This is a genomic window from Streptomyces sp. NPDC059037 (assembly GCF_042740015.1).
Classification (GTDB): Bacteria; Actinomycetota; Actinomycetes; order Streptomycetales; family Streptomycetaceae; genus Streptomyces.
Window position 1 is genome coordinate 1 of sequence record NZ_JBHYIG010000261.1, and the last position, 14,236, is coordinate 14,236.

A 14,236-nucleotide genomic window follows, 5' to 3' on the forward strand; every position below is an offset into this window, starting at 1 on the left:
TGCCCGGCGCCGCCTGTTCCACCACCCCCGCTCACTTGCCGGCGCCGCTGCCCGCGACGCCGCGCCACAGCTCGCCCTGGTCGGCGCCCAGGACGTTCACGCAGAAGACGCCCGCGCGGGCGATGCGGGGCCACGTCGTCGACGTACGCGCGACCATGAACGAGACGAGCGGCGGGTCGAGGGAGAGCGAGGAGAAGGACTGGCAGGCGAATCCGGCCGGGCCCGGTTCGCCTTCCGATGCCGGTGCCGTGACAACGGTCACGCCGGTGGCGAAGTTCCCCAGCACACGCCGGAATTCGCCCGGATCGAGCGGAGCCCGCTCGTCGTCGCCGACGGCCCGCAGCTGCGGGCGCGGCAGGGCCTCGACCGGCCCGGTGGTGGTCGATGCCCCGACCGACCTGAGGTATCGGACGGCGGTGGCCGCCATCCCAGCGTGTCCCATCACATCAGCCATTGAAGCTGACGGACCGTCAGATGGGAAGGGTGCGGAGGGTACTGCCTGAGTGCCGTCGGGGGCGGCGTATCTTCAGCCCCATGACGTGGGGGAACGTGCGGGACGCCTGGGACAACGAGCATGTGACGGCCGCCGCCGCGGCGGGCGCCGCGCAGCTTCCGGTGGCCGCTGTGGTCGCCTTCGTGCTGTCCCTGGACGACGACTCCTACGGGACGGCCGGCTACGGCGGGGCCTTCGGGCTCGTCTGCGTCGCCCTCCTCCTGCCGCTGCTCCTCCCGGTCCTCGGCCTGGTGCACGCGTGCGTGCAGACCGTTCCGGGCCTCGCGCTGGGGCGTGCGGTCGCCCGCAGGGTGCGGCGCGGCCCGGAGTGGGCCTGGACCCTGGCCGGCCAGCTGGTGCCGGGTGCGGGGTGGGGGATCGTCTTCGCCGCCTTCGGCGGCCCGTTCGCCGGGGTCACGCTGTGGGCGGCGGCGAGCGGTGTGCTGCCCGCGCTGGCCGTCGCGTACTGGGAAGGGCGTCCGGGGCGCGGGCTTGCACGGGCGCCGCGGCGCAGGATCTGGTTCCGGTCGGGCCTGGCATCGGCGGGACTGTGCGTGGCGCTCGTGGGGGCGTCCTTCCTGGCCACCGTCACGGGCGTCATCAGGGAGTACGAGCCGCCGCAGCTCGGCGTCGAGCAGGTCGCCGGGGTGTGGCGCCACGAGGACGGCGGCAAGGCGGTCCTGCGGCTGCGGGCGGACGGGCGGGTGGACCTTGCCCCGAATCCGTACGAGGACAGCACGGTGGACGAGGACATGGTCGACCCCGTGGACGCTCTCGAAGCCTCGCGCTGCGAGACCACCGGCACCTGGACGATCGACGTCGACGTGGACGACCGGCGGCCCGTGGTCGTCATCGAGACGGACGGCTGCGACGGCAGGGAGACCTGGACGATCGGCGGCACGGAGGACGACCCGGAGCTGTTCGTGGTGCTCGGCGATGTGGACGCGCCCGAGGTCGAGATCCTGGTCAAGGACTGAGCCGCACCTCTCCGGAGCCGCACCTCTTCGGAGCTGCACCTCTTCGGAGCCGCACCTCTCAGGAGCCGCACCTCTCCGGAGCTGCACCTCTCCGGAGCTACACCTCTTCGGGGATCCAGCGCTGGGTGTTCAGCCCGGTCCACGGGACCAGCAGGATGTCCCGCCCCGTGTCGCCGCCCGCCAGGTCCATGACGTCGTCGAAGCGGCTGCGGATGCGGACGGTGCCCTCGTCGACATACTCGATGTGCCATGGCGTCGGCCTGTCGTGCGAGCCGAGCCTGGGCGGGAAGAGCCGCGCCGCGCGCTGCCCGACGTAGGCATCGCCGAGCTTGCTCTTGATCGTGTACTCGTCGCCGACCGTGGGGTTCTCTTCGTCGCCCGTGAAGGCGGCGACCTCCCACTGCTGGCCCGCCAGCTTGCTGGCGACGGCGCCGACGACCGGCACGTTCGGGCCGAGGTCGCTGTCGACGAGCTCCATGTACAGACCGCTGGCGTCGTTCCTGAAGAGGTAGACGCCTTCGGGCAGGCTTCCGGCCATGAGCCCTCCTGGGTCGGGGAGGCGGTCACCCTTGTCCTCTGCCCTCAACATAGGAGGCTGCGGCCGGGCGTCAACGCCCCTCGTACGACGGGGTGCGCCGTTCGACGAAACTGGCCACGCCCTCGTTGGCGTCCGCCGTCGTCATGTTGATCTCCTGCGCGGCGGCCTCCGCCGCGAAGGCGGTCGCGCGGTCGGATTCGAGGGCGGCGTTGACCAGCTGCTTGGTCATGGCGATGGCTCGGGTCGGCCCTGTGGCGAGGCGTTCGGCCCAGGCGCGGGCCGTCTTCTCCAGCTCGTCCGCCGGTACGACGCGATTGACGAGGCCGAGCCGTTCGGCGTCCGCGGCGGGCAGCGCGTCCCCGAAGAACATCAGCTCCTTCGCCCGCTGCGGCCCGACGAGCCGCGGCAGCAGATAGGCGCCGCCGCCGTCCGGCACGAGTCCGCGCCGCACGAACACCTCGATGAACCTGGCCGGTTCGGCGGCGATGACCAGGTCGCAGGCGAACGCGAGATGCGCGCCGATGCCGGCCGCGGTGCCGTTGACCGCGGCGATCACCGGCTTCTCGCAGTCGAGGACGGCCGCGACGAGCCGCTGGGCGCCGAGCCTGATGGTGCGGGCCACGTCGCCGGGAACCCGCTCGCCGCCGCTCGGCGCACCCCGCAGATCGGCCCCGGCGCAGAAACCCTTGCCGGTGGCGGTGAGCACGACGGCGCGGACGGCGGGGTCGGCGGAGGCGTCGGCGAGCAGCGAGATGACGCGTTCGCGCTGGTCCCAGGTGACGGCGTTCATGGCTTCGGGCCGGTTGAGGGTGATCCACGAGACGCCGTTGTCAGTGGCGTGGAGTACCAATGAGTCGAGGGAGATTTCGGGGGACTTTTCGGGGGAGGCCGGCATGCGGGAGTGGCTCCGTTTCGTGCGGGGGTGGGTTCGGTCAGCGGCAGACGGCAAGCGCGTCGAGCGCGACGGCCCCCTGCCCCCGGGGCAGCACCATCAGCGGATTGATGTCCAACTCGGCGATACCATCCCCCAGTTCAAGCGCCATCCGCTGCACCCGCAGCACGACTTCGACGAGCGCGTCGATGTCAGCAGGCGGCGCCCCTCGAACCCCGTCAAGCAGAGCCCGCCCCCGCAGCTCGGAAAGCATCGCGGAGGCCTGGGCCTCCCCAAAGGGCGGGACCCGCACGGCCACGTCCCGCAGGACTTCGACAAGGACCCCGCCAAGACCCACGGTCACGGTCGGGCCGAACAGCTCGTCCTGGGTGACGCCGACCACCATCTCGACGCCTCGCTCCACCATCTGGCAGACCAGTACGCCGTCAAGCGCGATCCCCTCGTAGCGCGCGATGTCGGTCAGCTCCCGATAGGCGTCCCGTACCTGGCTGGCCGAGGTCAGCCCGACCTTCACCAGGCCGAGTTCGCTCTTGTGGGCGAGCCGCGCGCCAGAGGCCTTCATCACGACCGGGTAGCCGACGAGCCCCGCCGCCCGCACGGCCGCCGCCGCGCTGGTCACCAACTGCTCGCGCGGTACGCGAATCCCGTACGCGCGCAGCAGCTGCTTCGCCGCGTGCTCGCTCAGCTGCTTGCCCGGCCGCATCAGGGCCTGGGCCTTGCGGAAGGACGGCGACGCGGTGCGGGGCGCTTCGGCGAAGGGGGAGCGGTAGCCGGCCGTGAAGCGGTGGTGGTCGAGATAGGCGCGCACCGCCGTGATGCAGTTGGCGAAGGTGCGGAAGGTGGCGACGCGCGAGGAGCCGAGCAGCGTCGTGCGGTAGGCCTCCTCGGTGCCGACGGGCGAGCCCCACACCACGCACACCAGCTTGTCCGTCTGTTCCGCCGCGTCCACCAGGTCCTGCGCGAGCTTGTCGCTCATGGGTGGAAAGGGGCCGGTGATGGGGCAGATGAGCACCCCCACCTCCGGGTCGTCCAGGATCGCGTCGATGATCTTCCGGCCGCGCCAGTCGCCGACCGGATGCCCGCCGTTGTCGACGGGATTGGCGACGTTCAGATAGTCCGGTATCCACTGGTGCAGCTCCGTCTGCTTGGCGCCGGAGAGGGTGGGGAGCCGCAGCCCCGCCTCGGTCGCCAGGTCCGAGAAGTGCGCGCCCGTGCCGCCCGAGATCGAATAGACGACGACGCCGTCGGCCCGCGGCGCCCGCGCGCGGGCCAACAGGGCGGAGGTGTCCTGGAGTTCGTCGAGTCCGTCCACGCGGATCACGCCGTACTGCCGCATCGCCGCGTCGACGACCGCGTCGGCGCCGGTGAGCTTGCCGGTGTGTGAGGCGGCCATCTTGGCGCCGGTCTCGGTGCGGCCGACCTTGACGGCGACGACGGGTACGCCGTGCCGGGCCGCCCGGTCGGCGGCGAGCAGGAAGGAGCGGCCGTCCTTGAGGCCTTCGACGTAGCAGGCGATGGCCCCGACCTCGGGCTGCTCGGCGAAGTAGGAGATGAAGTCGGCGGTCTCCAGGTCGGCTTCGTTGCCGGTGGGTGCCCAGTGGGAGAGGCGTATGCCGATCTCCTGCAGCGTGAAGACGGGCCGGCCCTGGTGGCCGGACTGGGTGATCAGGGCGATCGCGGGGCCGTCCAGATCGTCGCGGAACCGCTCGAAGGCGTTGAGATTGGTGTTCGGCCCGAGCAGCCGAAGGCCCGAGCGCTCGACGGCGGCGGCGAGGCGGGCCTGGGCGGCCGCGCCCTCCTCGCCGGTCTCGGCGAACCCGGAGGCGAAGGCGACGGCGAACTTGACCTTGGACTCGGCGAGTTCCTCGATCACCGGCAGCGGATCGCTGACGAGGAGTACGGCCAGATCGACCTGTTCCGGCAGGTCCGCGACGGAAGGGAAGCAGCGTATGCCGAAGACGGACTGACGGGTGGGGTGCACCGGATGCAGCCGGGCGCCGCCGCGCTCGGCCCAGTCGATGAGCTGGCGCGTGATGCCGGTGTTGGGCCGGCCTTCGGCGTCCGACGCGCCGATGACGGCGACGGACTCGGGGCGGAAGAACCGGTCGAGATCCGGTACGTCGGCGTGCAGCGGACGGCCGCTGACGTCCAGGTCGTCCGCCGTGGCGGCCCGGCCGTGGACGCTGGGCGCCGGGGCTTCGCCGCAGGCCACAACACGCGCGCGGCGGGGGTCGGTGGTGAAGGTGCCGTAAGTCGATCCAAGCATCGGTCCGCCCGCTCCTGTGTGACAGCAACTCAACTGACGCTCAGTCAGATTACTGAACTGACGCTGCGTCAGGAACAGTGCTGCACGAAACAGTGGGGCGTCCCTTGAGCTGTACCCGGTGGCCCGGGGGTGCTACCCCCTGCCGGGGGCTGGGCGTTGGGAGGGGGGTTGTATCGGCCACCGGGGGTGCCATCCCTCGGTGGCCGGGGGCGTTGGATGACTGCGGGGCCGTTGTGGGCGGGTGTGTGTGTCGACTGTGCGCCGTCGTGGGCGGTGTTGTGTGTCGACTGCTGCGCCGTCGTGGCTGGTCGCGCAGTTCCCCGCGCCCCTTCGGGGCGCCCCCTTGGGGCTCGGCCGCGCTTACCTGCGCCCCGCCCCGTGTGTCCTCGCCACCGCCTTCGCGATCTTCTCGGCGTCCAGGGCCAGTTCGCGCAGCATTCCGCTGATCGGGTTCGTGAAGCCGGTGAAGTAGAGGCCCGGCGCCGTCCGTGGCGTCCGCGATCCGTGGGCGACAGGTGCGCCCCGCTCGTCGAGTACGCCGAGGTCGCCGACGAGGGGTTCGAGCGCGCGCCGGTAGCCCGTGGCGGCGATGACCACCTCGGGGCCGATACGGGTGCCGTCAGCGAGGGCGATCTTGCCGTCCTCGAAGGACTCGACGGCCGCGACCGGTTCGACCCGTCCCTTGCGCACGGCGTCGATCAGACCCACGTCCTGTACGGGGATCGCCCCCTCGGTGACCCGCGAGTACAGGCCCGTGTCCGGGCGCGGCAGCCCCTGCTCGGCCAGGTCGGGAACGCTCACCTTGGCGAGCGGGCGCGCGATGCGGTCCACCAGGGACACCGGGAGCCTGCGGCACAGGATCCCGGAGAGCTGCGCGGGCCAGCCGGCCGTGGAGCGGCGCACGATGTGCGGCGCGGTGCGCACCGCGAGCCGTACGCGGGACGCGCCGCCGTCGGCGAGGTCGACGGCGATCTCGGCGCCGGTGTTGCCGACGCCGACGACCAGGACGTCCTTGCCTTCGTAAGGGCTCGCGTTGCGGTAGGCGCTCGCGTGCAGGAGTTCGCCCGCGTACGCGTCGCGGCCGGGCCAGTCGGGCAGGTGGGGCGTGTGGTTGTAGCCGGTGGCGATCACGACCGCGCTGCCGGTCAGCCGGCGGCCGCCGGTGGCGTGCAGCAGCCAGCCGTTGCCGTCGGGGGCCGGTTCGAGGCGGGAGACCTCGACGCCGGTGACGGTCTCCAACTGGTGGAACTCGGCGTACTTCTCCAGGTAGCGGAGCACGTTGTCACGTGACACCCAGCGTCCGAACGCGCGCGGTATCGGGAGCCCCGGCAGCGCGGAGAGGCGTCGTGTCGTGTGCAGACGGAGGCGGTCGTAGTGCCCGCGCCAGGAGGCGCCGACGCGGTCGGACCGCTCGAGGACGACCGCGCGTACGCCGCGTGCGCGCAGGGCGGCAGCGACCGAGAGCCCGCCGGGTCCGCCGCCGATGACGTACACGGGACGGTCTTGCTGTGGCGCTTGTGGGGGAGTGGTGTCGGCCATGCACCTGAGCGTAATCACGTGGTCACTTGATGGGGGACGGTCAAGCCCCAAACCGGTTGCGAATTGATCACACGCGTGTACGTGGTGTGCCTCTCGTGCATCTCTCGTACGCCTCTTGCGCGGTCGCCGCCCATGCGCTGAACTGACGTACCGTCAGAAACGCGTACCCGAAAGCCGAGTAAGCGGGAGAGGCCACGGCATGGACACGATCTGGCTCACCGGCGCCGAATGGCTCGCCGTGCTCCGCATAGGCCTCGGCCTGTGGTGGCTGGAGAGCTGGCGGCACAAGGACAAGAAGGGCTGGTTCGAGCGCGGCACGGGCATCGCCTGGGCGGCCGACGTGGCCGCCAAGCACAAGTGGAACGCGGTCCGCAGCGGCTTCGACACGGTGGTCGCGCCGCGCCCCAAGACCATGGCGTACGTCGTCGTCTACGCCGAACTCGCCCTGGGTCTCGGCCTGATCGCCGGTTTCCTCACCCCGATCGCCCTGATCGGCGGTGTGCTGCTCAACCTCCTCTACCTCGTCCTCATGATCCACGACTGGGCCGAGCAAGGGCAGAACGCGATGATGGCGCTGATCTCGCTCGTCGCCCTCTTCGCCATGTCCTGGCAGTCGTGGTCGCTCGACAATGCGATGGGACTGTTCCTGTGAGCGCTGCTTCCGGGGGCGCGGGGAGCGCTGCGGGCCCGCGCTTCGACCTTCCCGAGCCCGACGCCTTCACCCGGCCCTACTGGGACGCGGCAGCCGAGGGGCGGCTCCTGATCCGCCGCTGCGGCGGGTGCGGCGCGGCGCACCACTATCCACGCGAGTTCTGCCCCCGCTGCTGGAGCGAGGACGTCACCTGGGAGCGGGCGAGCGGCCGCGCGACGCTCTACACCTGGTCGGTCGTCCACCGGAACGATCTGCCGCCTTTCGGCGGCCGCGTCCCGTACATCGCCGCCGTCGTCGACCTCGCCGAGGGACCGCGCATGATGACGGAGATCGTCGACTGCGGGGAGGACGAGCTGCGCATCGGGATGGGGCTTGAGGTGGCCTTCCGGGAGGCCGGGGGGTTTGCGGTGGCGGTGTTCAGGGGGGTGGGGGCCGGCGGGGGGCCTCGGTTGTAGGGCGGGGCCGCGCCGGTATGTCCGTACTCGCCATCTCGGTCCGAGCGCTTTGCCGCTTCGGCTGGGGAGTGCTGCTTGCCGTGCTCCGTGCGGACATACCGACACGTCCCCTCGCGTCTCGTCGCGCGCTGCGGGTGCGTGGGGGTCGGGCCGCCGCTGTGTGGCGACGGGTGCTCGCAGGCCAGAAATCGTTTCCGCACCTCACCCGGTGCGGGAGATCATCGTCCATGGCCTCATCTTCCGAACCTCGCTGGCAGTTGACCTCCGACCTCGACGAATTCCGTGCCCGCGCGCAGGACTTCCTGCACTCCGCTCCCGCCCCGCACACGGCGCTGCTCAGCGTCACCGAGACGCTGCGTGCGCGGGGCCTTCATGCGTACGGGGGCGGGGCGCCCCTCTTCGGAGTCCTCGCCGGTGGTGGCGGCGGTGGTGGTGTGAGCGGTGCCTTTGTGTGGACGCCGCCGCATGGTCTCGCCCTGGGTCCGCTCGTCGACGCCTCCGCGGCCGACGAGCTCGCCGCGGTGCTCGCCGACGCGGGGCGGCAACTGCCCGGCGTCGGCGGTGAGGAGGCCACCGCGGCCGCGTTCGCCGACGCCTGGCAGCGGCGCACCGGGGCCGTCGCCACCGTCGCCTACCGGCAGCGGCTGTACCGCCTGGGCACGCTCACCCCGCCCGAGCCGTCACCGCAGGGCGGCGCGCGCGTCGCCACCGCCGCGGACCGGGAGCTTCTGGCGCGCTGGCACACGGAGTTCGAGGAGTCCGTCGGCGGGCACGCGGGGATGGAGGCGGGCGCGTGGGCCGACACCCGCATCGCCTACGGAGGCGCCACCCTGTGGGAAACCCCCGACGGCACGCCCGTCGCCATGGCGGGAAACACCCGCCAGGTCGCGGGCCAGGTCCGGGTCGCGCCCGTCTACACCCCCGCCGCCCTGCGCGGCCGCGGCTACGCGGGAGCCGCCACCGTCGCGGTGAGCCGGGCCGCGCTGGCCGCAGGGGCGGACGAGGTGCTGCTCTTCACGGACCTCGAGAACCCCACGAGCAATGGGCTGTACCAGCGGATCGGCTATCGGCCGGTGCGGGACTTCACGTTGTACGACTTCACGGTGTAGGTGGGGCGGGGCCCCTCCGACTTCGCGGTGTAGGTGGGGCGGGGGCGGGTCTGACTGCACGGCGTGGGTGGGGCGGGGGCGGGTCTGACTGCACGGCGTGGGTGGGGCGGGGGGCCGCTCCGACTTCTCGGCGTAGGTGGGCCGGTGGCGGGTCCGGCCGTACGGCGTAGGTGGACCGGGAGCTGGTCCGGCCGCACGACGTGGGCGTCTGACACGCTCGGGTCTCATGGCGTGGGCGTCTGGCGTTTGGGTCTTGCGGCGTGGGCGTCTGACACGCTCGGGTCTCGCGGCGTGGGCGCCTGACACGCTCAGTTCTCACGGCGTAGACGCCTGACGCTCGAGTCCCATGGCGTGGGCGTCTGGCGGTGTGGTCTCGTGGCGTGGGCGTCTGGCGGTGCGGTCTCGTGGCGTGGACGCCTGGCGCTCCTGCCTCACGGCCACAGCAGCTCGCGGGCCCAACTGCCGTCCGCCGCACGCCGGTAGCGCAGTCGCACATGTCGGCGTCGCGCGTCGCCCTGGAAGAACTCGACCTCCTCCGGGGCGAGTACATACAGCGTCCAGCTCGGTGCCGGTGCGTCCGGTTCCGCCTGTGCCCGTTGCCAGGCGGCCTCGCTCGCGGCGACCAGATCCTCGTACGACGGCAGTACTTCGCTCTGCCTGCCGACCAGCGCCGACGCCAGCGCCCCCGGCGAGCGCCGCGCGAGGTCGGCCCGGCTCTCGGCGGGGCCCGCGGCCGTGACCCTGCCGCGCACCCGGACCTGGCGGCCCTGCGCGGGCCAGTAGAAGCCGAGCGCCGCCTCGGGGCGCGCCGCGAGCTGGCGGCCCTTGGCGCTGCCCGCGTGCGAGCCGAAGTGCCAGCCGGCCGCGTCCACGTCGTGCAGCATGATCGTCCGTACGTCGGGACGCCCCGTCTCGTCCGCCGTGGCGAGGCTCATCGTGTGCGGCTCCACCTGCCCCGCCTGCGCGACCTCCACGAACCACTGCCAGAAGAGGGGGAGCGGTTCGGCGGGGACCGCCGCAGGGTCGAGGGCGGGCAGCTCGGTGTCCCACACCTTCAGCGTGCGGAGCAGGGCGCGGCCCTGGGACTCGGGGTCGGTGGCGGTTGTCGGGGCAGCGGTCGTCGCCTCAGGGATCTCGGTCATGCCGTGAATCTAGTCAACCCGTGATCTAGGTGAGGGCGGTGGTCGTACCGAGGCCCTTCCACCTGCCCGCACCCTCGTACCGCTTGATCCAGATCGGCCCTCGCGCGTCGCCGGGCCTGCCGAGCAGGTTGAAGGGCCCGTCGAGACCCTCGACCCGGACTTCCTTCAGGGCTTCCCACAGTTGCTCGCGGGGTTCCGCCATCGGCTCGTCGTCGGAGGACGCCGATGTGCTCGCGCCCTTCGACGTCACCGACTCCAGTGCCTCGGCGACGGCTTTGGCTGCCTGATACCTCTCCAGGGCTCCCGGCAGGTGGGAGAGGCTCAGGTCCGTGATCCGGTCGCACCAGGCGGCGCGGGGATCGGCGCAGTCGGGGCGTCGTACTTCCTCGGACACGTAGCGGTAGCGGAGCGTCTCGGACGGTGGGTCCGGCGAGCTCCCCATGCCGGGCGGCCGGGCGCAGGTCCCCCACGCCGTGTCGGGGCGGGTGACGACCGTGCCCCCCGATGACCGCGATCGACCTTCACCGGCATCGGATAGCGCCCACCGCTCCGTATGACGCGGTCTTCCCGCCCGAGGCTTTCGTCGAGGGCGCGCCAGACCTGGCCCATGCCGCCGGAGCCGATGGGTTGGCGTAGCCGATAGCGCCCATTGAGCAGCGTCCCCCGCATCCGCCCGAGCGTAGGCCCGGAGGGCTGCCCTCAGTAGCCCGCGCCGTTCCCCCGCAGCCGCCCTGACCGAACAAGCCTTTCCCGCCCACCCGCCCGATTGCCCTGCAGCCGCCCTGACCGAACAAGCCTTTCCGCCCACCAGCCCGACACTCGGCAGCGGACGCGAGGGGACGTGTCGGTATGTCCGCACGGAGCACGTTGCCCACGCCTCGCGAGCCGAAGCAGCAAGACGCTCGGACCGAGATGGCGAGTACGGACATACCGGCGCGGCCCCGCCCCCAAGACGAACAGCCCCGCAGGCGGCACCCAAAGCCGCGGCCCCGCCCACAAGACGAACAGCCCCGCAGGCGGCACCCAAAGCCGCCGCCCCGCCCCCAAGACGAACAGCCCCGCTCCCCCGGCCGGCAAGAGGCCCCCTCACCCCCGCCCCAGCACCACCGTCCCCGAAGAGCAGAACCACCCCCCGGTCCCCGAAGCCACCGCCAGCTCCGGCAGGTGGCCTCCCGGCTTCCGCACCTGGCGGCCCTCGCCCGCCTCGCCCCGCAGCTGCCGCACCGCCTCCACCAGCAGGAACAGCCCCCGCATTCCAGGGTGTTGGGCGGAGAGGCCGCCGCCGTCCGTGTTCGTCGGCAGCTCCCCGTCTCGCAGCAGGCGGCCCTTCTCCACGAACGCCCCGCCCTCCCCCTTCCCGCAGAAGCCCAGGTCCTCCAGCGTCACCAGCGTCATATACGTAAAGGCGTCGTAGATCTGCGCCACGTCCACGTCCTCCGGCCGCACCCCCGCCCGCTCGAACGCGAGCCGCCCGCTCACCGCCGCCGGTGAGACGGTGAAGTCGTCCCACTCCGACATCGTCGTGTGCGAGACGTGCTCGCCCGCGCCGAGCACCCACACCGGCGCCGACGCGCAGTCGGCCACGTACTCCTCGGCGGCCAGCAGCACCGCGCAGCCGCCGTCGGAACGAATGCAGCAGTGCAGCTTGGTGAACGGGTCCGCGATCATCGGGCCACTCAGCACCTCGTCCACCGTGATCGGCTCGCGGAACATCGCGTCCGGGTTGGTCGCGGCGTTCGCCCGCGCCTGCACGGCCACCGACGCGAGCTGCTCCAGCGTCGTGCCGTACTCGTGCATATGGCGGCGCGCGGCCATCGCGTACTTGGCGATCAGCGAGTGCCCGTACGGGACTTCGAACTGCAGCGGCCCCCGCGCGCCGAACGACAGGTTCGACGTACGCCGTTTCGCCTTGATGTCCGCGCGCGCCGTCGATCCGTAGACCAGCAGGACGGCGTTCGCCCGTCCCGCCGCTATCGCCTCCGCCGCGTGCGCGGCCATCACCTCCCAGGTGGCGCCGCCGACCGAAGTCGAGTCCACCCAGCGGGGTTTGAGGCCCAGGTACTCGGCGACCTCGACCGGTGCGAGTGTGCCGAGGCCGGCCGACGCGATGCCGTCGATGACGTCGCGGCCGAGCCCGGAGTCGGCGAGCGCACGGCGGGCGGCCTGGGCGTGCAGCGCGTAGGGAGTGGCCTCGTCGACCCGGCCGCAGTCCGAGAGGGCGACACCTACGACGGCGACCTTGCGGGAGGGGGAAGGGGAGCGGGTAGCGGTAGCAGCAGCCATGAATCTGACGGTACATCAGATCAACGACTCGGGCCGAGAGTCGGGATCGCATCGCGTCACGTCAGCGCTCTGTGCATATCGCCGCCACCGTCCTAGCATGACGGCCCGTCAGATCTGGGTACCGGGCCGCCGGGCCCTGGGGAGGAGCCTGCCGATGGACGCCGCCTTCAGCGCGGAGCAGGACGAGATCCGCCGCACCCTTCGCGAAGTGATCACCAAACGCTGCGGCCCCGACGAGGTCAAGGCCGCGGTGCGCACCCCGGCCGGCCACGACTCCACCCTCTGGGCGGCCCTTGCCGAACAGCTCGGTCTTCCCGGCCTCGCCCTCCCGGAGACGTACGGAGGAGTCGGCTGCACCACCGCCGAACTGGCCTTGGGATGCGAGGAGTTGGGGCGGGCCCTCGCCCCCACCCCGCTCTTCGCCACCGCGGTCCTCGCCGCCCCGCTGATCCTCTCCCTCGGCACCGAGGAGCAGCGCGCCGAGCTGCTGCCCCGCATCGCCGCGGGCGAGCTGACCGCCGCGCTCGCCGTCCCCGGCACCGGACTCGCCACGGCCCTCGGTCTCGTCGGCGACAACTCCGGCGACTGGTCGGGCGGCGGCCGCGCGGGCGGCGTACAGGCACGGCTCTCCGACGGGGTGTGGCGGCTGTACGGGCAGGCCGAGCAGGTGCTCGACGGGCACAGCGCGGGCCTCCTTGTCGTGGCCGCACACGCGGGAGGCTTCGCACGCTCCCGTACGCTCCTCTTCCTCGTACGCGACGAGGCGCCCGGCGTGGTGCGCACCCGGCAGACCGCGCTCGACGAGACCCGCACCCAGGCCCGCGTCGAACTGCGCGACGTGGAAGCGGAGTTGCTGGGCACGGACGAGTCGGATGTGCCGGGCGCGCTCGCCGCGGTCGGTGACGTCGCCGCCACCGTCGTCGCCGCGGAGGCCGTCGGCGCCGCGGACCGGGTGATGGAGCGGACCGTCGAATACGTGAAGCAGCGCGAGCAGTTCGGCCGCGCCATCGGTTCCTTCCAGGCGGTCAAGCACCGCCTCGCCGATGTGTACGTACAGGTCCAGGCCGCGCGCTCGGCCGCCTACTACGCGGCGTGGGCCGTCGGCGCCGAGGCCGCCGGGTTCGGCGGACAGGGCGCCGAACGGGCCGGCGGGCTCGCGCTCGCCCAGGGCCTCGACGCGCTGCGGACCGCCGCGTCCGAAGCCGTACAGCTGCACGGCGGCATCGGCTTCACCTGGGAGCACGAGGCGCATCTGTACTTCAAGCGGGCCTCCAGCGACGAGCTGCTCTTCGGCCCGGTGCACCGGCTGCGGGCGCGGGCGGCGGAACGGGCGGGTCTTTTCGAGGGCGGACCGGCCGCCGCGCTGGAAGAGGCCGTCTGATGCCGCCGGGTCTGCGCCTGATCCAGAAGGTGTCGTCGACGCGCACATTCGCCAGGATCGCCCCGCACTTCATCCCGGCGATGGACCGCACGGTGCACCGCCTCACCCGCGGCAAGGTCCTGCTCAGCGCGAAGATGCTGCCCGGCGTCATCCTGACGGTGCGCGGCGCGAAGAGCGGACTGCCGAGGCGTACGCCGCTTGCGTGCATGCCGGAGAAGGACACGGGGGGCTGGGTGCTGATCGGGTCCAACTTCGGGCGTCCCGGCCACCCGGCGTGGACGGCCAATCTCCTGGCCAATCCGGACGCGGACGTGAGCTGGCAGGGCGAGGACATCCCGGTGCGGGCACGGCTGTTGAGGGGTGAGGAGCGGGACGCCGCCTGGGAGGCGGTACTTGCCTTCTGGCCGCCGTATGCCACGTATCAATCCCGCGTGGAGCGGGAGATACGACTGTTCCGCCTGGAGCGGCGGAGCTGAGCGGGTGCCGCAGCCGGGGGGGTACGACGGGTG

General features: G+C 72.2%; 13 protein-coding genes and 1 pseudogene. 6 read left to right on the forward strand and 8 right to left on the reverse strand.

The annotated features are described in order from the left end of the window. Nucleotides 1–34 precede the first annotated feature (34 nt). Nucleotides 35–454: pseudogene (locus ACFWY6_RS36295) on the reverse strand (flavin reductase family protein); the annotation flags it as partial. Between the two features lie 80 nt (nt 455–534). Here ACFWY6_RS36295 and ACFWY6_RS36300 point away from each other — a divergent pair. After that, nucleotides 535–1,470, forward strand: coding sequence for a hypothetical protein (locus ACFWY6_RS36300; protein WP_384699789.1), 936 nt, complete (start codon nt 535–537; stop codon nt 1,468–1,470). A 97-nt stretch (nt 1,471–1,567) separates the two neighbouring features. Here the strand turns inward: ACFWY6_RS36300 and ACFWY6_RS36305 are convergent, their stop codons facing one another. From ACFWY6_RS36305 to ACFWY6_RS36320, 4 genes are all read right to left on the reverse strand, one after another. After that, nucleotides 1,568–2,008, reverse strand: a complete 441-nt coding sequence (locus ACFWY6_RS36305; protein ID WP_384699791.1) for an RICIN domain-containing protein — start codon at nt 2,006–2,008, stop codon at nt 1,568–1,570. Nucleotides 2,009–2,078: 70 nt separating this feature from the next. Further along, nucleotides 2,079–2,903 carry an enoyl-CoA hydratase/isomerase family protein gene (locus ACFWY6_RS36310; RefSeq protein ID WP_384699793.1) on the reverse strand — a complete coding sequence of 275 codons (825 nt, stop codon included), beginning with the start codon at nt 2,901–2,903 and terminating at the stop codon, nt 2,079–2,081. Between the two features lie 37 nt (nt 2,904–2,940). Then, nucleotides 2,941–5,166 carry an acetate--CoA ligase family protein gene (locus ACFWY6_RS36315; RefSeq protein WP_384699795.1) on the reverse strand — a complete coding sequence of 742 codons (2,226 nt, stop codon included), beginning with the start codon at nt 5,164–5,166 and terminating at the stop codon, nt 2,941–2,943. Nucleotides 5,167–5,526: 360 nt separating this feature from the next. Further along, entirely contained in the window at nt 5,527–6,705 is a 1,179-nt protein-coding gene (locus tag ACFWY6_RS36320; protein WP_384699797.1) for a flavin-containing monooxygenase, read from the reverse strand. Between the two features lie 199 nt (nt 6,706–6,904). Here ACFWY6_RS36320 and ACFWY6_RS36325 point away from each other — a divergent pair, with 199 nt between their 5' ends. The 3 genes from ACFWY6_RS36325 (at nt 6,905) to ACFWY6_RS36335 (ending at nt 8,921) form a co-directional block, all read left to right on the forward strand. Continuing rightward, entirely contained in the window at nt 6,905–7,357 is a 453-nt protein-coding gene (locus ACFWY6_RS36325; protein ID WP_384699799.1) for a DoxX family protein, read from the forward strand. Then, nucleotides 7,354–7,812, forward strand: a complete 459-nt coding sequence (locus ACFWY6_RS36330; RefSeq protein ID WP_384699801.1) for a Zn-ribbon domain-containing OB-fold protein — start codon at nt 7,354–7,356, stop codon at nt 7,810–7,812. The genes ACFWY6_RS36325 and ACFWY6_RS36330 overlap by 4 nt, the downstream gene beginning before the upstream one ends. 227 nt (nt 7,813–8,039) lie before the next feature. After that, on the forward strand, nt 8,040–8,921 hold the full coding sequence (locus ACFWY6_RS36335) for a GNAT family N-acetyltransferase (RefSeq protein ID WP_384699803.1): 882 nt from the start codon (nt 8,040–8,042) through the stop codon (nt 8,919–8,921). Between the two features lie 431 nt (nt 8,922–9,352). Here the strand turns inward: ACFWY6_RS36335 and ACFWY6_RS36340 are convergent, their stop codons facing one another. The 3 genes from ACFWY6_RS36340 to ACFWY6_RS36350 form a co-directional block, all read right to left on the reverse strand. Further along, on the reverse strand, nt 9,353–10,063 hold the full coding sequence (locus ACFWY6_RS36340) for a pyridoxal 5'-phosphate synthase (protein WP_384699805.1): 711 nt from the start codon (nt 10,061–10,063) through the stop codon (nt 9,353–9,355). 25 nt (nt 10,064–10,088) lie between these two features. Next, nucleotides 10,089–10,505: a hypothetical protein gene (locus ACFWY6_RS36345; RefSeq protein WP_384699807.1), complete on the reverse strand. Its 417-nt coding sequence runs from the start codon at nt 10,503–10,505 to the stop codon at nt 10,089–10,091. Nucleotides 10,506–11,149: 644 nt separating this feature from the next. Continuing rightward, nucleotides 11,150–12,346, reverse strand: a complete 1,197-nt coding sequence (locus ACFWY6_RS36350; RefSeq protein WP_384699809.1) for an acetyl-CoA acetyltransferase — start codon at nt 12,344–12,346, stop codon at nt 11,150–11,152. Nucleotides 12,347–12,500: 154 nt separating this feature from the next. Between ACFWY6_RS36350 and ACFWY6_RS36355 the strand changes: the two genes are divergently transcribed. After that, nucleotides 12,501–13,727: an acyl-CoA dehydrogenase family protein gene (locus ACFWY6_RS36355; protein ID WP_384699813.1), complete on the forward strand. Its 1,227-nt coding sequence runs from the start codon at nt 12,501–12,503 to the stop codon at nt 13,725–13,727. Next, entirely contained in the window at nt 13,727–14,203 is a 477-nt protein-coding gene (locus tag ACFWY6_RS36360; RefSeq protein WP_384699811.1) for a nitroreductase family deazaflavin-dependent oxidoreductase, read from the forward strand. The genes ACFWY6_RS36355 and ACFWY6_RS36360 overlap by 1 nt, the downstream gene beginning before the upstream one ends. Nucleotides 14,204–14,236: the final 33 nt, after the last annotated feature.

Excerpts from the sequence above, each read along its gene's own strand:
- ACFWY6_RS36320 (WP_384699797.1), bottom strand. The coding sequence starts at position 6,705 with ATGGCCGACACCACTCCCCCACAAGCGCCACAGCAAGACCGTCCCGTG.
- ACFWY6_RS36340 (WP_384699805.1), bottom strand. The coding sequence starts at position 10,063 with ATGACCGAGATCCCTGAGGCGACGACCGCTGCCCCGACAACCGCCACC.
- ACFWY6_RS36360 (WP_384699811.1), top strand. The coding sequence starts at position 13,727 with ATGCCGCCGGGTCTGCGCCTGATCCAGAAGGTGTCGTCGACGCGCACA.
- ACFWY6_RS36335 (WP_384699803.1), top strand. The coding sequence starts at position 8,040 with ATGGCCTCATCTTCCGAACCTCGCTGGCAGTTGACCTCCGACCTCGAC.
- ACFWY6_RS36310 (WP_384699793.1), bottom strand. The coding sequence starts at position 2,903 with ATGCCGGCCTCCCCCGAAAAGTCCCCCGAAATCTCCCTCGACTCATTG.
- ACFWY6_RS36355 (WP_384699813.1), top strand. The coding sequence starts at position 12,501 with ATGGACGCCGCCTTCAGCGCGGAGCAGGACGAGATCCGCCGCACCCTT.
- ACFWY6_RS36315 (WP_384699795.1), bottom strand. The coding sequence starts at position 5,166 with ATGCTTGGATCGACTTACGGCACCTTCACCACCGACCCCCGCCGCGCG.
- ACFWY6_RS36305 (WP_384699791.1), bottom strand. The coding sequence starts at position 2,008 with ATGGCCGGAAGCCTGCCCGAAGGCGTCTACCTCTTCAGGAACGACGCC.
- ACFWY6_RS36345 (WP_384699807.1), bottom strand. The coding sequence starts at position 10,505 with ATGGGGAGCTCGCCGGACCCACCGTCCGAGACGCTCCGCTACCGCTAC.
- ACFWY6_RS36325 (WP_384699799.1), top strand. The coding sequence starts at position 6,905 with ATGGACACGATCTGGCTCACCGGCGCCGAATGGCTCGCCGTGCTCCGC.
- ACFWY6_RS36350 (WP_384699809.1), bottom strand. The coding sequence starts at position 12,346 with ATGGCTGCTGCTACCGCTACCCGCTCCCCTTCCCCCTCCCGCAAGGTC.
- ACFWY6_RS36300 (WP_384699789.1), top strand. The coding sequence starts at position 535 with ATGACGTGGGGGAACGTGCGGGACGCCTGGGACAACGAGCATGTGACG.